18 protein-coding genes and 1 tRNA gene are annotated in these 17,041 nt (G+C 71.5%); 8 read left to right on the forward strand and 11 right to left on the reverse strand.

Translation table 11 applies throughout. The annotated features are described in order from the left end of the window. Window positions 1–2: 2 nt before the first annotated feature. Both ACTFTM_RS06860 and ACTFTM_RS06865 read right to left on the reverse strand, forming a co-directional pair. Window positions 3–1,190: a glycosyltransferase family 4 protein gene (locus ACTFTM_RS06860; RefSeq protein WP_449565002.1), complete on the reverse strand. Its 1,188-nt coding sequence runs from the start codon at window positions 1,188–1,190 to the stop codon at window positions 3–5. Then, on the reverse strand, window positions 1,177–2,337 hold the full coding sequence (locus tag ACTFTM_RS06865; RefSeq protein WP_449565003.1) for a glycosyltransferase: 1,161 nt from the start codon (window positions 2,335–2,337) through the stop codon (window positions 1,177–1,179). The genes ACTFTM_RS06860 and ACTFTM_RS06865 overlap by 14 nt, the downstream gene beginning before the upstream one ends. Before the next feature lie 146 nt (window positions 2,338–2,483). Between ACTFTM_RS06865 and ACTFTM_RS06870 the strand changes: the two genes are divergently transcribed. Continuing rightward, window positions 2,484–3,752: a DUF1800 domain-containing protein gene (locus ACTFTM_RS06870; RefSeq protein WP_449565004.1), complete on the forward strand. Its 1,269-nt coding sequence runs from the start codon at window positions 2,484–2,486 to the stop codon at window positions 3,750–3,752. Between the two features lies 1 nt (window position 3,753). Continuing rightward, on the forward strand, window positions 3,754–5,001 hold the full coding sequence (locus tag ACTFTM_RS06875; RefSeq protein ID WP_449565005.1) for a DUF1501 domain-containing protein: 1,248 nt from the start codon (window positions 3,754–3,756) through the stop codon (window positions 4,999–5,001). 24 nt (window positions 5,002–5,025) lie between these two features. On the opposite strand, the gene ACTFTM_RS06880 is transcribed toward ACTFTM_RS06875, so the two are convergent. After that, the gene (locus ACTFTM_RS06880; protein ID WP_449565006.1) at window positions 5,026–6,330 is read right to left on the reverse strand and encodes a sugar transferase; all 1,305 of its coding nucleotides are present in this window, start codon (window positions 6,328–6,330) and stop codon (window positions 5,026–5,028) included. Between the two features lie 327 nt (window positions 6,331–6,657). Then, window positions 6,658–7,734 carry an LCP family protein gene (locus ACTFTM_RS06885; protein ID WP_449565007.1) on the reverse strand — a complete coding sequence of 359 codons (1,077 nt, stop codon included), beginning with the start codon at window positions 7,732–7,734 and terminating at the stop codon, window positions 6,658–6,660. A 220-nt stretch (window positions 7,735–7,954) separates the two neighbouring features. On the opposite strand from ACTFTM_RS06885, the gene ACTFTM_RS06890 reads away from it, so the two are divergent. Next, complete coding sequence (locus tag ACTFTM_RS06890; RefSeq protein WP_449565008.1) at window positions 7,955–8,773, forward strand: MOSC domain-containing protein; 819 nt, start codon at window positions 7,955–7,957, stop codon at window positions 8,771–8,773. A gap of 96 nt (window positions 8,774–8,869) precedes the next feature. Then, window positions 8,870–9,904, forward strand: a complete 1,035-nt coding sequence (locus ACTFTM_RS06895) for an expansin EXLX1 family cellulose-binding protein (RefSeq protein ID WP_449565009.1) — start codon at window positions 8,870–8,872, stop codon at window positions 9,902–9,904. A gap of 29 nt (window positions 9,905–9,933) precedes the next feature. Here ACTFTM_RS06895 and ACTFTM_RS06900 read toward each other — a convergent pair whose 3' ends face one another. The 4 genes from ACTFTM_RS06900 to bcp all read right to left on the reverse strand — a co-directional run bounded on the left by ACTFTM_RS06900 (window position 9,934) and on the right by bcp (window position 11,698). Next, window positions 9,934–10,461, reverse strand: a complete 528-nt coding sequence (locus ACTFTM_RS06900; protein ID WP_449565010.1) for an N-acetyltransferase family protein — start codon at window positions 10,459–10,461, stop codon at window positions 9,934–9,936. A gap of 69 nt (window positions 10,462–10,530) precedes the next feature. Beyond that, a tRNA-Leu gene (locus ACTFTM_RS06905) sits at window positions 10,531–10,604 on the reverse strand. Continuing rightward, window positions 10,595–11,191, reverse strand: a complete 597-nt coding sequence (locus ACTFTM_RS06910; RefSeq protein ID WP_449565011.1) for a hypothetical protein — start codon at window positions 11,189–11,191, stop codon at window positions 10,595–10,597. The genes ACTFTM_RS06905 and ACTFTM_RS06910 overlap by 10 nt, the downstream gene beginning before the upstream one ends. Window positions 11,192–11,221: 30 nt before the next feature. Further along, complete coding sequence (gene bcp, locus ACTFTM_RS06915; protein ID WP_449565012.1) at window positions 11,222–11,698, reverse strand: thioredoxin-dependent thiol peroxidase; 477 nt, start codon at window positions 11,696–11,698, stop codon at window positions 11,222–11,224. Window positions 11,699–11,929: 231 nt separating this feature from the next. Between bcp and ACTFTM_RS06920 the strand changes: the two genes are divergently transcribed. From ACTFTM_RS06920 to ACTFTM_RS06935, 4 genes are read left to right on the forward strand one after another with little or no spacing between them, the layout of a single operon-like run. Continuing rightward, window positions 11,930–12,649 (forward strand): energy-coupling factor ABC transporter permease, encoded by a 720-nt coding sequence (locus tag ACTFTM_RS06920; RefSeq protein WP_449565013.1) that lies wholly within the window; start codon window positions 11,930–11,932, stop codon window positions 12,647–12,649. Continuing rightward, a complete protein-coding gene (locus ACTFTM_RS06925) occupies window positions 12,646–13,065 on the forward strand; it encodes a PDGLE domain-containing protein (protein ID WP_449565014.1) in 420 nt (139 codons plus the stop codon). The genes ACTFTM_RS06920 and ACTFTM_RS06925 overlap by 4 nt, the downstream gene beginning before the upstream one ends. A gap of 14 nt (window positions 13,066–13,079) precedes the next feature. Beyond that, window positions 13,080–13,850: a cobalt ECF transporter T component CbiQ gene (gene cbiQ, locus ACTFTM_RS06930; protein ID WP_449565015.1), complete on the forward strand. Its 771-nt coding sequence runs from the start codon at window positions 13,080–13,082 to the stop codon at window positions 13,848–13,850. After that, complete coding sequence (locus ACTFTM_RS06935; protein ID WP_449565016.1) at window positions 13,847–14,605, forward strand: energy-coupling factor ABC transporter ATP-binding protein; 759 nt, start codon at window positions 13,847–13,849, stop codon at window positions 14,603–14,605. The genes cbiQ and ACTFTM_RS06935 overlap by 4 nt, the downstream gene beginning before the upstream one ends. A gap of 104 nt (window positions 14,606–14,709) precedes the next feature. Here the strand turns inward: ACTFTM_RS06935 and ACTFTM_RS06940 are convergent, their stop codons facing one another. The 3 genes from ACTFTM_RS06940 to ACTFTM_RS06950 are packed head-to-tail and all read right to left on the reverse strand — an operon-like array spanning window position 14,710 to window position 17,025. Further along, window positions 14,710–15,795 carry a hypothetical protein gene (locus ACTFTM_RS06940; protein ID WP_449565017.1) on the reverse strand — a complete coding sequence of 362 codons (1,086 nt, stop codon included), beginning with the start codon at window positions 15,793–15,795 and terminating at the stop codon, window positions 14,710–14,712. Further along, entirely contained in the window at window positions 15,792–16,508 is a 717-nt protein-coding gene (locus ACTFTM_RS06945; protein WP_449565018.1) for a DsbA family protein, read from the reverse strand. Before ACTFTM_RS06945 ends, ACTFTM_RS06940 begins: the two co-directional genes overlap by 4 nt. Further along, window positions 16,501–17,025 carry a MauE/DoxX family redox-associated membrane protein gene (locus ACTFTM_RS06950; RefSeq protein ID WP_449565019.1) on the reverse strand — a complete coding sequence of 175 codons (525 nt, stop codon included), beginning with the start codon at window positions 17,023–17,025 and terminating at the stop codon, window positions 16,501–16,503. The genes ACTFTM_RS06945 and ACTFTM_RS06950 overlap by 8 nt, the downstream gene beginning before the upstream one ends. Window positions 17,026–17,041: the final 16 nt, after the last annotated feature.

Raw genomic sequence — 17,041 nt, forward strand, 5'->3', positions numbered from 1 at the left:
GCCTATCGCCCTCTCGCCGATGCCACGCCAGCGAACGCCTCGAAGAAGGTGGCATGAGCCGCCGCGCACTCGGCATCGGAGAGGATACCGGGCGTCGCCGCCGCGCCGGTCGCCAGTTTGAGACGAACCTGGTGGGAACCGGCGAGCGTACGCAACGCCGCAGCGAGCGCCTCCGGCCGGTCGGGTGCGACAAGCAGACCGTTGACGCCGTCGTGGATCCACTCGCTCGGGCCGCCGCCCTCGGTCGCCACGGTAGGCCGGGCACGAGCCAGGCCCTGCAACACGCTCTGGCCGAGTGGTTCCGGCCGGATGGACGCGTGCACGAGCACGTCGACGGAGTCCACGAACGCCGGCACGTCGTCCACGTGCCCGAGGAAGACGACCTGGTCCCCGATGCCCAGCTCGACGGCGAGGGCGCGCAACTGCTGCTCGTACGCGGCCTCGGCGAACAGGGCGGCTCCCGCGAGGTACGCGCGGACGGCCGTTCCCCGGAAGACCTCGGCGAACGCGCGGAGGAAGACGTGCTGACCCTTCCAGTGCTGAAGTCGGCCGACCATCCCGACGGCGCGGACCTCGTCGCGCACCCACGGGTTGGTGACCCGGTCCCGGAGGCCGGTGGGGCTCTGCAGAACGACCCGGCGGGCCGTGGACGGCAGCCGGTCGCCGGCGGAGTCGAGCGTCGCCCGGGAGTTGGCGACGACGCCGGCCGCGTGGGGGAGCGCCAGCCGGGTGAATGCGGCGAGGCCGAAGCGTCCCATGCTCTCGGGGGACACGAGGTCCCGCAGGTGCACCACCAGGGGCACTGGCCGGCCCCGGTTCGCCAGTGCCGCGATGATCGCGGCGGCGGCCGTGTTGGCATGGATCACATCGGCGGCACGGAACAGCGCGCTGTCGCGCAGAACGCTGCTCGCGGCTCGGATGGATGCGAGGTAGCGGGCCGCCAGCATCGGGCTGCGGCTGCGGGTGCCGCCGACCGGAAGCTGGGGCAGCCGCTGGTCGACGGTCACACCGTGCGCGGGCAATCCGTCGAACGCGTCCCCCGCCGGCGGTGCGACGAGAGCCGCGCTCCATGGTGGCTCGGCCGCGAGGAGGCGGGCGAGGGCCAGTTCCGCCCCGCCCCGGTGCGCCGTGTGGCTGACGTGGACGATCCGCGCCATCCGCTGCGAGGAGGTCCGCTCAGCCGCACTCATGGTCGATCCAGGTGGTCATCTCGGCGGCGAAACGGGCCGCCGAGAAGGTGACGGCGTGCGCGGCCACCCGGTCGGCGGCGAGTTCATCGAGCCGCCGGATTGCGGCCGCGTGGTCCGCCGGGTCGGTCGAGTCCACCAGGAACCCCGTCGAGCCGTCGACCACGGTCTCCAGCAGGCCGCCCCGGCGCAGCCCCACGACCGGCGTTCCGCACGCCTGCGCTTCGACGGGAATGATGCCGAAGTCCTCGTGTACCGGGAACAGCAGGGCCCGTGCGCCCCAGTAGAGCTGCCGCAGTCGCTCCCGGTCGGGGCGCACCTCGAAGGTGACCGGAACGTCCGCCCGTTCGGCCAGGTGGCGAAGGTGGGTCTCCTGCGGGCCGGACCCGGCGAGGACGAGCGGCATCCGGGCCGCCTCGGCGACAGCGATGATGAGGTCGAAGTTCTTGTACGGGATCCAGCGTCCCACCCCGAGCAGGTAGTCCCTCGCCTGGGCCCGGTCGGCGGTGGGGGCGGCGGCGAACCATTCCACGTCCACGGGCGGATTGATGACCACCGCGTCACGGCGCCAGTACCGCCGGATGCGCGCCTGCACCTCCCGCGAGTTGGCGGCGTAGGCGTGCACGTGGTTGCTGAGGCGGACGTCGACCCCCTGCAGCACCCGCCGGGGCATCGTCAGGAGCGGGTTGGAGCCCCGCCCATCGAAGTCGGGACTCCAGATGTAGCGCGCCGGGGCGTGCACGTAGCTGAGGTGGATGGTCGACGAGGGGTCGCCCAGCTTGACGGTGTGTGCGAACGCGTGGCTCGACGAGATGACCACGTCGAACCGCTGTCGGCTGAGAGTGCGCCAGACCAGCGGCATCAGGGGCAGCGCGGCAGCCTTGCTGTGTCGCAGCGGCGTCCGGGACAGCCAGGACTCACGAAGCCCCGGCTCGCTGGCGTCCCGGTCCTTCCACAGCACGAACCGTTCGCCCTGCGGGACGAGGTCGGCGATGTGCCGGAACACCTGTTCCGAGCCGCCGGTGGCGCCGAACCACTCGTGCACGAGCGCCACGGAGCGGCCGGTCAGGGTCGCGGGGGTCGCGCGCGCGGTCGACTGCCGTGGCGGGGACTGGGCGACGTCGAAGCTCGGGCGCGGCTGCTCCGACATGACATCCACCCATCACCGTGACAACCGGGTCCCCTACGGCCGGTGATGCTACCGGACACCGTGCAGCGTGGAGGGTGCCGTGACGCCCCGCCCGCGCACCGGCCACAGGGGACTGCGCCACCGGGTCCGTCGCCTATCGTGGAGTCATGACGGAGGATGTCGCGCTGCTTCTGCGCCGCGCGGGCTTCGGGCCCACGTCGGCCGAGCTGGCAGCCGCGATCCAGGTCGGCTACGAGGCGACGGCGCTGCGGATGACGTCCCCGTCCGGTCCGGACATCGGGGCCACGGCGGCCCCGGTGCCGCAACTCGGCCCGGACCCCTACGCCGACCTGTCCAATCCGAGCGACCGGCAGCGGGCGAACGCGGAGAAGACCCGTGAGGCACAGGCCGAGCAGTTGACGCGGTGGTGGCTGGACCGGATGGTGGTGGCCGATCACCAGGCGGTCGAGAAACTCGTCTTCTTCTGGCATGGGCACTGGGCGACCTCCATCCGCAAGGTCAAGAGCCCGCAGCTCATGCTCGCGCAGCACCGAACCCTGCGTCTCGCCCCGAACTTCGCCGACATGGCCCGCCGCATGGTGGTCGATCCGGCGCTCGTGTACTGGCTCGACGGGCAGTACAACACCCGGGACGCCCCGAACGAGAACCTCGCCCGCGAACTCTGCGAGCTGTTCCTGCTGGGCATCGGGCAGTACACCGAGAACGACGTGAAGGAGGCCGGCCGGGCGTTGACGGGCTGGCGGTTGGATCGGAGGGCCGGGCGCCTGGTCCTGGACGAGGAGTCATGTGATTCCGGTAGCAAGACGATCCTCGGCAGCACCGCCAACTTCACCGCCCGCAGCCTTGTCGACCTGCTTCTGCGCCGGCCGGCCTGCGCCGAGTTCATTGCGACCCGGCTGTGGTTCCGCTACGCCTCGTCCACCGAGCCGATTCCGCCGGCGACCCGCGATCGGATGGTCGCGGCGTTCCCGGTACCGCACGCCATGCTGCGTGCCCTCTTCACCGACGACGCCTTCCGCGCCACCGCGGGCACGATGGTCAAGCAGCCCGTCGAATGGCTGGTCGGGGCCATGCGTCAGATGGGACTCCGGCCGTCGAGCCTTCCCCGCGACATGCTGATCCAACTCGTCGACGGCCTGGGCGGCCTGGGGCAACGTCCCTTCGCGCCGCCCAGTGTCGGCGGGTGGCCGGCCGGTCCCGCCTGGCTCACCTCCGCGGCCGCCCGCCTGAAACTCAGCCTCGCCGGCAAACTGGCAAGCCAACTGCACCTCGGCCGCCTCAGCCCGGAGGACGTCGCCGGGATGCTCTGCGTCGACCGGTGGACCAACCGGACGTACGCCGTCCTACGGCGGGCGGACAACGCCCGCATCATGGTGACGTTGGGTCTGGTCAGCCCCGAATACGCGGTGACGTGAGATGAATGCCCTGACCCGACGTCGGTTCCTGCTCGCCTCCGGAGTCACCGGCGCGGCGGCGCTGGCAGCCGGAAGCGGTGCGCTCGCCTACTCCCGGCTGCTGAGCGACGCGGACCACGCCGAGGCGCCGGCCGGTGAGACGCTCGTGCTGGTGACGTTGTACGGCGGCAACGACGGCCTCAACACCGTGATCCCGTACGCCGACCCGGTGTACCACGACAGTCGTGCGGAACTCGCGTATCCCGCCGAGCGGACGCTGCACCTGACGGATGCGCTCGCCCTGAACCCGGCGCTCAGCGGCCTGAAACGGCTCTGGGACGACAAGCGTCTGGCAATCATCCCCGGTGTCGGGTACCCACGCCCCGACCGCAGCCACTTCCGGTCCATGGACATCTGGCAGACCGGTTCCCCGGCAAACCCCGCCACGACCGGCTGGATCGGCCGCTGGCTGGACAGCGTCGACGCGCCCGTCGGGACGGCGGTCAGCTTCGAGCCGGTGCTGCCGCCGCTGTTGGTGGGAAAACGACGGATCGGCTCCTGCATCAGCTACCAGGGCCTGGACCTGCCGTCCTGGATCGACGCCGGTCTGGTCGCCGATCTCGGCAGGCCCGAGCCCGGAGAGCCCGAGATGCAGGCCCGTGGCGCGGCCGCCTACGCCGACCTGCTGGAGCTGCAACGAGTCGTGCGGGACGCGGACGACGCCACGGGAGCGCCCAAGGCGCACACCGAGCCGGCCGTTCCGGCGACCGGCACGGGCGGGGAGAGCGTCCTCCCGGCCCAGTTGGCGCTCGTGGCAAGGTGCGTGGAGGTGGGCGTTCCCACCCGGGTCTACTCGGTGAGCCTCGGCGGCTTCGACACCCACGCCGACGAGATCTCGACCCAGGAACTGTTGCTGCGGCAGCTCGACGACTCGCTCACGTCGTTCGTTGAGCGGATGGCGGGCTCGGAGGCCGGGCGGCGTGTCACCGTCGTCGTCTACAGCGAGTTCGGCCGCCGGGTCCGCGCCAACGCGTCGGACGGTACGGACCACGGCACGGCGGGCCCGGTGCTCGTCCTCGGTCACCGCGTCACGGGTGGCATCTACGGGGAGCAGCCGAGCCTCACGGACCTGGACCAGGGTGACCTGAAGGCCACGACCGACTTCCGTGACGTGTTCGGCAGCGTGCTCGACTCGGTGTTGCAGGCCGACCCGAGCCGCTACTTCGAGGGCTACGAGCCACGGTCGCTGCCGATCCTGGGCACCGGCTGACCGCCTCGAGACCGCGGACGGCCGTCAGCGGCCCCCCGCACGGAACACCTCGGCGATGGTGCGGAGGACCACCTTGCAGTCCAACCAGAGCGACCAGTTCTCGATGTAGTAGTTGTCGAACCGAGCCCGATCGGAGATGGGTGTGTCCCCGCGTAGGCCACTGACCTGCGCGAGCCCGGTGAGCCCCACCGGAACCCGGTGCCGCATCGCGTAGCGCGGGTACTCCGCGGAGAACTTCTCGACGAAGTGCGGCCGTTCGGGTCGCGGCCCGACGACGCTCATGTCGCCGCGCAGGATGTTCCACAGCTGTGGAAGCTCGTCGAGGGAGGTGCGACGCATGAACCGTCCGATCGGACCGACGCGCTGGTCGTACGCGATCGACCAGTTCGTCTGCGACTCGGTCTCGTCGACCGGGCGCATCGAACGGAACTTGACCACCTTGAACGGCCTCCCGTACCGACCGATGCGCTCCTGGTGAAAGAAGATCCCCGGCCCGCCGTCGAGGAGCGTCGCGAACGCGCACAGCAGCAGCAGCGGGCTCAGCACGATCAGGGCCACGCAGGCGAACAGGATGTCCGATGCCCGCTTGACCGCCCAGCGGGGACCGGTCAGGGAGATGTCGCCTACTCGCACGATGGGGATGGCCCCGATGTGGTCGGGATAACCGCCCAGCGAGCGTGAGCCCCACAGGCGCGGCACCTCCCACAGGTCGCAGCGCGAGCTGTACGGCAGCAGGAGGGTCTCCATCAGCACGGACTCCGGGCAGTCCGGGTCGGCGATGACCAGGACCTCGCACTGCAACACCCGGACCAACTTCTCCAGGTCGGTCAACCCGCCGAGCAGGGGAAGCGCGTTGCCGTCCGGCTGTGCCACGACGTCGACACAGCCGACGAAACGCAGGCCGTACCGCGGGTAGCGGCGTAGCAGCCGGGCCAGTTCCAGGGCGACCGGGCCGCTGCCGATGATGATCGCGTTGTGCTCGACCCACCGGCGTTTGCGGACCACGATGGTGAACGCCCTGCTGAACCCACGACCGATGATCACCAGGCCGGCGGAGATGGCGACGCCGCGCATGAAGCCCGCGACGTACTCGACCGAGTAGTGACGCTCCGCCGCGATGATGGCCACCACGGCCGCCGAGGCCAGCAGCCGGCCGGCGATACTCGGCAGTTCGTCGAGGAAGCTCACGTGACGGCGGGCCTGGTAGAGCCCACCGGTGGCGAAGATCGCCATGGTGAGTCCGGCGTTGACGAGTGTGCCGCGCCAGTACGCCTGCGACAGCAGCAGTGGGAAGAGCAGTGCCACGACGTCGATCGGAAACGTGATCATCCAGGCACGCAGCCGCCGGGTCCAGGACGATGTCCGGGACCCGGCGTACGGCAGGACAGCGGTCGTGTCCAGGCCCGACCCCGACCGGGGTGCGGGCACGGTCCTGGCCGCGCCGGCCGCCGGTGGTTCGGTTGGCGTCACCGGCGGCCCCGTCTCCCGCACGTGTGGACCTGGTCCGCTGGAACGGCTTGTCGTCGCGTGACCTGACATGGTCGACCCTTTCCCCCGATATCCTTCGACCGGCTGTTGGGCCGAGCCAAAGAACCGAAGGCAGAATACGACCGGCGCAGATCCGTCGGCATTGGACGAAGAGTTTAATCCATGTACCTACTTCGCTGCCGCGGTGATCTCCGCGGCAGCGTCGCGACGGACCGCGTCGAAGACACGGGCGGCCCGGGTCTTGTCGACGACCACGATGCTCTCGCTGCCCATCTGGCCGGTGCCCTTGGTGGGGCAGGTGAAGAACCCGAGCTGACCGCTGCGCAGGTGCCGCAGCTCCATCGCGAGGTCCACGAGGGACATGGACTTGTCGACCGCGACGGCGTCGGCGGTCGCCCGGACGAACGAGTTGAGCTTGGTGGGACTGGCGAGCGTGCCGCCGGAGGCGGCCTTGTCCAGGATCGCCTTGATGACCTGCTGCTGGTGCTTGATCCGGCTGAAGTCGCCGTCGGCGAAGGCGTAGCGCTCGCGGGCGTAGTCCAGTGCGGTCGCCCCGTCCATCGTCTGTGGCCCCGCGGCGAACTCACGCCGCCCGTCAGGGTTGAGTGAGTGCTTCGACGTGAAGGCCTTGTCCACGGTGACGTCGATGCCGCCGAGCGCGTCCACGATCTCCTTGAAGCCCGCGAAGTCGACCATTGCCACGTGGTCGATGCGTACACCGGTGAACTTCTCGATGGTCTGCACCATCAGGGGAACACCGCCCCACGCGAACGCCGCGTTGATCTTGGCGTCCCGACCGCCGCGCCCCTGCGGCGACTCCGGCACGCTCACCCAGCTGTCGCGGGGAATCGCGATGAGTTGGGCGCTCTGCCGGTCCTTCGGAAGGTGGGCCAGGATGATGGTGTCGGTTCGGGAGCCGGAGCTGTTGTCCGGGTCGCGCGAGTCGCTGCCCAGGATCATGATGTTCATCGCGCCCTTCGCGACGACCTGGGGCCGAGAGGCCTCCGGCACATCTCCGAATGCGTCGACGCGCTCGATCCCCGAGCTGACCGATCGGTAGTAGAGCCCACCGGCGATGACGCCACCACCAGCGATCAACGCCAGGACCACGACGGTGATCAGGACGATCTTCCGCCACCGGCGTCGCCGCGGAGGCGCGCCCTCGGTCGGCTCAGGCGACTCGGTCGGCGGCTGCGCCTCGACGGACCGGGTCTCGGGCTCCACGTGCTCCTGGCGATACTGCATGCGGCGATGCTACTGATTGCGGTCCACGCCATGTACCCCCGTCCGTGCCATCGAATCCGCCTCTCGACTCACAGATTCGACGACGATCGTTGCCACGCAACCGATCCCTCGCCGCACGTTGACGTTCCGCAAGGGACGGTGGCGCGGGACTCAACCCGAAGACGAGGCTGGGCAGGGCGCCCGTTCCCATCGGCGACGCTGCTCGTGTCAGCATCGTCAGGTGCGGCTGACCTCGATTCACACGTACCCCGTCAAGGGTTGTCACCGGCTCGACCACGACGGCGCGTTCGTGCAGCCGTGGGGCCTGGCCGGCGACCGGCGCTGGATGGTGGTCGACGCCGACGGCGTCGGCGTCACCCAGCGGGACACCACCCGCCTGGTCGGCCTGCGTGCCAGCGTGCGCCCGGGCGGCCTGGTGCTGCGCGCCGACACCAGGCCCGACCTCGACGTCCCCGAGCCGACCGGCGGCGACCCGGTATGGGTGCGGACCTTCCGCAGCCGGACCACCTCGGTCCCCGCGCTGCACGCCGGCCCGGCGGCGGACGCCTGGCTCGCCGCGCTCCTCGGCCGGCCCGTCCGGTTGGTCTGGATGGCCAGTCCCACGCGACACCTGGCCGCCGCCGATCGCGAGTACGACACCGGCGACCAGGTCAGCTTCGCCGACGCCTACCCGCTGTTGCTGACCAGCACCGGCTCCCTCGACGCCCTCAACGGCTGGCTCGCCGACGCGGGGCAGGACCCGGTGCCGATGACACGGTTCCGGCCCAACCTGGTCGTCGACGGCGCGCCGGCCTGGGCCGAGGACGGCTGGGCGGGCCGCTCGCTGCGCGTCGGCGACGTGCGCCTGCGCGCCGCCGGGCCGTGCGACCGCTGCGTGGTCACCACCACCGACCAGGAGACCGGGGTACGCGCCAAGGAGCCCCTGCGCACCCTCGGCCGCTACCGCAACGTCGGTCAGAAGCTCCTGTTCGGACTGAACGTGGTACCCGTCGACAGTGGAACGATACGGATCGGCGACCCGCTCGTCGTCGAGCCCTGACCGGCCAGCGGCGGAACCGTCACCGTCCGTCGATGCTCTCTTAGCTTTCGCTTAGCCGCCTTGTCCGGCCGTCCGCCGTTCCGGCAGCATCGCGACGTGACCGACGGAAGCGCTTCCGGCGGCGTCGAGGGTCCCACCGTCGCCGTCCAGAACGTCGACATCGACCTCGACCTGGACCGTGCTCCGGCGGACCCGCCCGCGTCCTCGTCCGGCCCGGTGCCCTGGCTGGTCGCCACCGGCGTCACCGTCCTCGCGGCGGCGCTCGGACTCACCCTGGCCCTGCGGTCCGGCTCCACCCCGGCCTGCGCCGCCGGCCGGACACTCGCCGCCGCGCCACCCACCGGCACCGCCACCCACAGCGGCAAGGCGACCTTCTACGACTCCAAGGGCGCCGGCGGCAACTGCTCGAACCCGGCCGCCCCGGCCAACCGGCTCTACGTCGCCCTCGGCCCCACCGAGTACGCCGCGGGCGCCGCCTGCGGCGGGTTCCTCGACGTCACCGGCCCGAAGGGCACCGTCCGCGTCCTGATCATGGACCAGTGCCCGGAGTGCGAGCCCGGACACCTCGACCTGTCCCGGGAGGCGTTCGCCCGGATCGCCGACCCGGTCCAGGGGCTCGTCCAGGTCACCTACCGCGCGGTGGTCAACCCGCCGCTGCCCGGCCCGCTGACCTTCCGCATCAAGGAGGGCGCGTCGCAGTTCTGGTTCGCCGTCCGGATCGGCAACCACGGCAACCCGCTGCGCACCGTCGAGGTACGCCAGGGCACCAGCGGCCCCTGGCGGGCAACAGCCCGCCAGGACTACAACTACTGGCTGCTGGCCTCCGGGGCGGGTCCCGGCCCGTACAGCGTGCGGGTCAGCGACGTGTACGGGCACCGGGTCACCGTGTCCGGCATTCGCATGAACCCGGGCCAGGTGCAGACGAGCGTGGTGCGGATGTACGAGCGCGGCGTCGTCGCAGCGACCCCGCGCCCGCCGACGACGACCCGCCCGCCGGTCGCCCGGCCCAACGGCACGCCGACACCGGCCCGCCGCCCCGACAAGGTGGCCGTGGCGAGCGCGCCCGCCACCCCGGCCGCCGACGGGCCCTCCACCCGACCGGCCGGGGCAACCGCGCGCTGGTGCGGCTGACCCGTTCGCCGGTGTCGACCGTCGATCACTCAGTCGGTCGGTGTCAGGTCCAGCCACATGAGGATCTCGTCGCGGTCGTCGCCCGGCGCCACCCGCAGCGCGCCCGGCAGACGGCCGATCTCCCGGTACCCCAGGCGGCGGTAGAAACCGTCCAACCCCAGCCCGTCGCGTACCGTCACGTGCAGCGCCTCGTGGCCCAACTCGCGGCCCAGCCGGGCGGCCTCGCGCATCAGCGCCGACCCGTAGCCCGCGCCCTGGGTGTCCGGGTGGACCATCACCCGCTTCAGCACACACCAGTGCGCCTTGAGCCCGAACCGGTTGTCGCAGAAGATCAGCACCGCGACGGGCCGCTCACCGGCGTACCCGACCAGGAGCCGGTCCGGCCCGTCGGCGATGCCCGCGAACGTCGGGTCGGCGATCGTACGGACGTCGGTGGCGGTCACCGGTGGGACGAAGCCCACCGCGCCGCCGGCGTTGCTGACGTCCACCCACAGGGCGACGATCTCGGCGCGCAGCTGCGGGGTCAGCTCGGGATCCAGGACGAAGCGCAGACTCACGCGCCCATCCTGACCGGTCGACCGGGCTCGTGACCCACCACCGTGACGCGGTCGACAGCCGATCTGTTGTGGGGCCGACGGGATTCGAACCCGCACTGGTGCGGACCTAAACCGCATGCCTCCTGCCGTTGGGCTACGGCCCCCTAAAACTGAACTCCACCAGCTTCCATGGCCATTCTGGCCCACGAGGCAGCCGTCGGCCTATCCGGAAACCCGTTGGAGTAACCGCCTCAGGATCGTAGACCACCTCGGGTGTGGCGGGTGCAGTCCGTCGTTGGCCAGCGTAAGTGGAGGTCTGGCTGGGACAGTTCGGGCACAGCAGCCGCAGGTTGCAGGGCCGATTGTCGAGGAAGTCTCCGTTGATGTGATCGACGTGCAGCGTCAGTGGTCGTCCCTGCCAAGACGATCCGGTCCCGCACACCTCGCAGGTCTCGGGAAGACCGATTGTCGCCAGGGCGCGTTTGAGGCGGAACCCAGGGATCCGACGAGAGCCGTCGGGTAGTACGACCATCAGCTCGACGGGGGACAGCCGCCTCCACCGCACGCCCCGATTGTGTGCCTGGCCGGTGAAGTGCGACGTGTCGATGCCGAACTTCTTGAGCTGGCGGCTGATGTGCGCGTGCGAGCCGCCGCTGACGCGTACGCCGAGCATCCGCATCACCTCGGTGATGTTCCGGGCGGCGGCGGCCGCCTCGGCGAGCAGCTCCGGTGTGTATTTGTATCGGACCATTGACGGAAGGTAGCGGTCCGGTGTGACAGCTCAGTCGAGCCCGAGGTCGCGGCGGAGCTTGGCGACGTGACCGGTGGCCTTGACGTTGTAGAGCGCCCGTTCGATCTTGCCGTCGCCGTCGATGACGAAGGTGGAGCGGATCACGCCGGTGACGGTCTTGCCGTACAGCTGCTTCTCGCCGTACGCGCCGTACGCGGTGAGCACCGTCCTGTCCGCGTCCGACACCAGCGGAAAGGTGATGGCGTCGCGGTCGCGGAACTTGGCCAGTTTCTCCGGCTTGTCGGGGGAGATGCCGACCACCTCGTAGCCGGCCGCCTGGAGCGAGGCGAGCGAGTCGCGGAAGTCGCAGGCCTGCTTGGTGCAGCCGGGGGTCATCGCGGCCGGGTAGGCGTACAGGACGACCTTGCGGCCCCGCAGGTCGGCCAGGGAGAGCTGGTCGCCGGTGTCGGTGGGCAGGGTCCACTCGGGCGCGGGGTCACCGGGGGAGAGACGATCGGGCGCGGTCATGGCCCCGACCCTACCGCCGGGCGTGCGCGCCCCGCGTCGCCGGCGCGCGCCGGCTCGTGTGCCTGGAAAGCGCGGTGTCCCCGGGCCGCGGACACCGCGACATCAGGGAAAGCGGGTCGACCGAAGTGATCAAGGCCATGCGTTGTTGCCAGACTCTGGCAACAACAAGTCGTAGGAAATAGGCTGACCCCCGCCGGGTCCGGACGGGTCCGCTGACGCGTGGGAGGTCGCGTGGAAACACTGGCGATGCACATCTCGAACGGGATCATCGACGGTCCCGTGGCAGCGGTTTTCGCTGCGCTCGCTCTCGTCGCGCTCACCTACTGCGTCCTGCGCGGCCGGCGGGACCTGGACGACCGGCTGGCCCCGATGGCCGGCCTGGTGGCGGCGTTCATCTTCGCCGTGCAGATGCTCAACTTTCCGATCTTCACGGCCGGTGTGAGCGGTCACCTGCTCGGTGGCGCGCTCGCGGCGATGCTGGTCGGGCCGTGGGTCGGCGCGCTCTGCGTGGCGGTGGTCCTCGTCGTACAGGCCCTGATCTTCGGTGACGGTGGGGTGGCGATGCTCGGCCTCAACATCACCAACATGGCGCTGCTCGGCACCGCCGCCGCGTACCTGTTGATCTCGGTGCTGCTGCGGGTGCTGCCCCGGACGCGGGCCGGCCTGGCGGTGACCGCGTTCGTCGCGGCCCTGGTCAGCGTGGTGGTCGCGTCCCAGGGCTTCGTCCTGGAGTACTGGCTGGGCGGCACCACCGACCTCGGTAACAACCTCGCCGGTCTGGCCGGCACGATGGGCGGCGTGCACCTGCTGATCGGCATCGGCGAGGGCCTGATCACCGCGACCACCGTGCTCACCGTCGCGAAGGTCCGCCCCGACCTGGTGTACGCGCTGCGTTCCCTGCGTACCCCGACCACCACCCCCGCCGTCCCGGTCTCCGGAGGTGTCCGATGAAGAACCGTTCCTGGGCCTTCCTGGCCGGTGGCCTGCTGGTCGCCCTGCTGCTCGCCGGCGTCGTGAGCAACTACGCCTCGTCGCACCCGGACGGGCTGGACTCCTCCCTGCTCAAGGGCTGCACCGTCGACGCGGATGACAACATCGTCGGTGGCAGTTGCCCGGCCCAGCAGGCCAAGGACCACGAGTTGGGCGACAGCCCGCTGGCCGACTACGGCGTGCGGGGAGTGGAGAACAGCTTCCTCTCCACCGGCCTCTCCGGCGTGCTCGGCGTGCTGGTGACCTTCGCCATCGGCCTCGGCGGCTTCTGGCTGCTGCGCCGCCGGGACACCGGGCCGGCCAGGGGCGACGGCGGCACGTCCGCCGAAGGCCCGGCGGTCGCCGCCGGGCACGGCCGCACCGGCACGAGCGACTGAGCAGGGGGTACGCGATGGGCGCCGGTCACGGGCACGTGCTGTACCGCGAGTTGTCCTCGCCGGTGCACCGGCTCCCACCCGAGGTCAAGATCGTGGCGATGGTGGTCTTCACGGTCGCCGTGGTGGCCACCCCGCGCGAGGCGTTCTGGGCCTTCGGGGCGTACGCCCTGCTGGTGACGCTGGTGGCGGCGCTGGCCCGGGTGGGGCCGCGCTGGCTGCTGAGTCGCGCGTTGATCGAGCTGCCGTTCGTGCTGTTCGCGGTCGCGCTGCCGTTCCTCGGCGCGGGCGAGCGGGTCGAGGTGCTGGGTCTGCGGTTGTCCGAGGACGGCCTGCACGGCGCGTGGAACATCCTGGCCAAGGGCACCCTCGGTGTCCTCGCGTCGCTGCTGCTGGCCGCGACCACCACCACCCGGGACCTGATCGTCGGGCTGGACCGGTTGCGCTGCCCGCAGATCCTCACCCAGATCGCCACGTTCATGCTGCGCTACCTCGACGTGTTGGTGGGCGAGGCGCGGCGGATGCGGGTGGCGCGCATCTCCCGGGGCGACGACCCGCGCTTCCTGTGGCAGCTACGTGGCTTCGCCGCCGGCATCGGCGCGTTGTTCCTGCGCGCTTTCGAACGGGGTGAGCGCGTCTACCTGGCGATGCTGTCGCGGGGCTACACCGGGCGGATGCCCGCCGTGTGGCAGGGCGACGGCGCCGCGACCGCCGGTCAGTGGCTGGTCGCGGCGACCGTGCCGGTGGTGGCGGCCTCCATCGCCGCGACCGCCGTCGTGCTGACATGATCGGTCTCGTGCAGACCGCCCTCTCGCTGGACGTTCGTGGCCTCCGGTACGCGTACCCGGATGGGCACGTGGCCCTGCACGGCGTGGACCTGGCGGTGCCGCGCGGCGACCGGGTGGCGCTGCTCGGCCCGAACGGGGCCGGCAAGACCACGCTGGTGCTGCACCTCAACGGCATCCTCACCCCGGCCGAGGGCAGTGTGAGCGTCGGTGGTCTGACGGTCACTCCGGATCGGGCGACGCTGGCCGAGGTACGCCGCCGGGTGGGCATCGTCTTTCAGGACCCGGACGATCAGCTCTTCCTGCCCACGGTGGCGGAGGATGTCGCGTTCGGGCCCGCCAACCTCGGCCTGCGCGGGGCGGAGTTGGCGGCCCGGGTCGACGAGGCGCTGGCCGCCGTGGGGATGGGCGAGCACCGGGACCGAGCCCCGCAGCACCTCTCCTTCGGGCAGCGTCGCCGGGTGGCGGTGGCGACCGTGCTGGCCATGCACCCGGAGATCCTGGTGCTGGACGAGCCGTCGTCGAACCTGGATCCGGCGGCCCGGCGCGAGCTGGCCGAGATCCTGCGCGGCCTGCCGGTGACCCTGCTGATGGTCACCCACGACCTGCCGTACGCGGCGGAGCTGTGCGAACGCGCCGTGATCCTGGATGGCGGCCGGATCGCCGCGGACGCCCCCACCCGCGAACTGCTCGCCGACGCCCCCCTGCTGGCGAAGCACCGCCTGGAGCTTCCCTACGGCTTCACCCCGCACCCCTGACCCCGCACCCGGAGACCCCCGCGATCTTGCACTTTCTGCCCCGGCAAACCACGCAAATTCCCGCACTTGGACGACACAAAGTGCAAGATCGCGGGAGTTTGGGGTCAGGGCGTGGGGGCGGGGGTTCGGGTCGCGGCCCGGGAGGCCGCGTGCAGACGTAGGACGCCGGCGGCTGTCGCGCCGACGCCGGTGATCAGGACCGCCGCCACCATGACCCGGGCGAGGTAGGGCGACCAGGGCACCGGGGCGACGGACCGGGTGAACACCGCCGCGTTCGCCACACCGGCGAAGAGCGCCAGGCAGGCTCCGGCCAGCGCGACCACGAAGTCCGCTGCCGGGCGGCGGGTCAGCGCGTACCAGCCGGCGGCGACCGCGCCGAGGCCGGTGAGCAGCGACCAGATCTGCCCGGACAGCAGCCCGGACAGGACCCCGCCGATCCCTTGGGCGCCCGCGTCGATCTCCCGTCCCACCGGGTAGACGACCGCGACCGTGCCGCCGACGACGAGCAACGCGCCGAGCGCGGCCAGCGCCCGGGCGCCGGCGGGCGCGGCGGCGGCGAACAGGCCGAGCGCGCCCACCGCGAGGAGGCCGACGATGCTCACCGCCCACCAGGTGTACGCGTCCGGTGGCGGCAACCAGTCCAGGGTGCCGCCGATCGTCAGCGGGTCGGTGCCGTCGCGCAGCGGCACCGTCCAGTCGCGGACGCGGTGCTCGCGTTCCGGCGCGGCGCGGACCTGCGCCGGTGGCGTCGACTCCTGCCACAGCGCGCGCTGGTCGTGCCAGCGGGCAGTGGTCCCGTCGTCGATCCGCCGCCAGGACGGTGGTGCGGCCGGGTCGGCCCCGGGCGGGAGCGCGGTGTCACCGGCCAGGGTGCGGTTCAGGTACGTGGCGGGGGAGCGGGTGTTCTCGAAGACACCATCGGGACCGATCCGCAGGTACGGCTCGCCGGAGTAGCCGATCACCTCGACCGCCCGGCCGGTGCGGTTGGTCAGCTCCAGGCGTGCGCCGGCCTCGATGACCCGTACCGTCAGACCGGGCCGGGCCGGTGTGACACCGGTGACGCGGGCGCGGTAGTCGGTGCCGTCCGGGGCGTCCGCGCCGTGTGCGGCGGCGGGCGCCGCGGTGAGCAGCGTCGCCGCGCACGCGGCGGCGGCGACGAGGCCGGCGCGAGCCAGGACGGTACGGATCACTTGCCGGCCGCCGCCACGGCTGCCGTGAGGCCCTGCGGGGTGCGGTCGGCGAGCGGCTGGCCGTTGACCAGGATGGTGGGCGTGCCGGTGACGTCGCTGCGGCTGGCCTCCTCGGTGACGTGCTCGGTCCACGTCTTGTACGTGCCCTCCTTCACGCAGCCGCCGAACGAGCCCCGGTCCAGCCCCACGCCGACGCCGATGTCGACGAGTTCGTCGTCGCCCAGCCCGGCGCTGCCCTCGGGTGGCTGCTTGGCGAACAGCGCCTTGGCGTACTCGCGGAACTTGCCGCCGGCCGCCGCGCAGCCGGACGCGGCCGACGAGCGGGTGGAGTACTCGGTGGTGGAGAAGCGGTTGAGGAACGCGACCGGGTGGTAGACCACTTTCGCCTTGTTCTCGGACGCCAACTGCTCCAACGTCGCGCCGCTGCTCTGCTCGAACTGGTTGCAGACCGGGCAGAGGAAGTCCTCGTAGACGTCGACGGTGACCGGCCCGCCGCCGGTGACGATGCCGGTGCCGGGCCCGTTGGCGCCGGGCGGCGTGGTGAAGGTGTCCGAACGCTGGCTGGACCAGACGCCCCAGCCGATCAGGCCGGCGATGACCAGTACGGCGACGGCGGCGGCGGACACCCAGATCGTGCGGCGGCGGCGTCGTTCGCGGGCCAGTTGCTCGCGGACCACCCGGGCCGCGTCCCGCTGACCCTTGCGACTACTCATCCTCGTCCTCCACGGCGGGTTCGGCGGACAGCCACCCGTCCACTGATACGGGCGTACGCGGCCAGATCACCAGAAACCCGGCCAGTACCAAGAATCCCAGGTCCCGCAGGATCTCCGGGAGGTAACTCGGGGCCTGCCCCTCGGCGAGCTGCCCGCCGCTGCCGAAGCAGCCGCAGTCGATGGCCAGGCCACGCGTCCACGCCGAGGAGATCCCCGCGATGAAGACCAGCAGCAGGGCCGTCGAGATCGCCGCGGTCAGACGGGTGGCCAGCCCGAGCAGCAGGAGCACGCCCAGGGCCAGCTCGACGAAGGGCAGCGCCGCGCCGATCACGGTGGCGGCGTCGTACGGCAGCACCTGGTACGCGTTCACCGCCCGACCCGACGCGGCCAGGTCACCGACCTTCGACGCCCCCGCGACGAGCCAGACGGCGGCGAGACCGAGGCGGGCCGCCGTGCCGAGCCAGGGCCGGACAGCCGCCCAACGGCCGACCCGCGTGGGGGGTGCAGTCACGCTCATTTGTCGTCCCGCCTCA

The organism is Micromonospora sp. RB23, from assembly GCF_053585025.1.

Bases quoted from the DNA above. Each gene is read 5' to 3' on its own strand.
- ACTFTM_RS06865 (WP_449565003.1), bottom strand. From the start codon at position 2,337: ATGTCGGAGCAGCCGCGCCCGAGCTTCGACGTCGCCCAGTCCCCGCCA.
- ACTFTM_RS06910 (WP_449565011.1), bottom strand. From the start codon at position 11,191: ATGGTCCGATACAAATACACACCGGAGCTGCTCGCCGAGGCGGCCGCC.
- ACTFTM_RS06935 (WP_449565016.1), top strand. From the start codon at position 13,847: ATGATCGGTCTCGTGCAGACCGCCCTCTCGCTGGACGTTCGTGGCCTC.
- ACTFTM_RS06925 (WP_449565014.1), top strand. From the start codon at position 12,646: ATGAAGAACCGTTCCTGGGCCTTCCTGGCCGGTGGCCTGCTGGTCGCC.
- bcp (WP_449565012.1), bottom strand. From the start codon at position 11,698: ATGACCGCGCCCGATCGTCTCTCCCCCGGTGACCCCGCGCCCGAGTGG.
- cbiQ (WP_449565015.1), top strand. From the start codon at position 13,080: ATGGGCGCCGGTCACGGGCACGTGCTGTACCGCGAGTTGTCCTCGCCG.
- ACTFTM_RS06880 (WP_449565006.1), bottom strand. From the start codon at position 6,330: ATGATCACGTTTCCGATCGACGTCGTGGCACTGCTCTTCCCACTGCTG.
- ACTFTM_RS06950 (WP_449565019.1), bottom strand. From the start codon at position 17,025: ATGAGCGTGACTGCACCCCCCACGCGGGTCGGCCGTTGGGCGGCTGTC.
- ACTFTM_RS06875 (WP_449565005.1), top strand. From the start codon at position 3,754: ATGAATGCCCTGACCCGACGTCGGTTCCTGCTCGCCTCCGGAGTCACC.
- ACTFTM_RS06945 (WP_449565018.1), bottom strand. From the start codon at position 16,508: ATGAGTAGTCGCAAGGGTCAGCGGGACGCGGCCCGGGTGGTCCGCGAG.
- ACTFTM_RS06885 (WP_449565007.1), bottom strand. From the start codon at position 7,734: ATGCAGTATCGCCAGGAGCACGTGGAGCCCGAGACCCGGTCCGTCGAG.
- ACTFTM_RS06870 (WP_449565004.1), top strand. From the start codon at position 2,484: ATGACGGAGGATGTCGCGCTGCTTCTGCGCCGCGCGGGCTTCGGGCCC.
- ACTFTM_RS06860 (WP_449565002.1), bottom strand. From the start codon at position 1,190: ATGAGTGCGGCTGAGCGGACCTCCTCGCAGCGGATGGCGCGGATCGTC.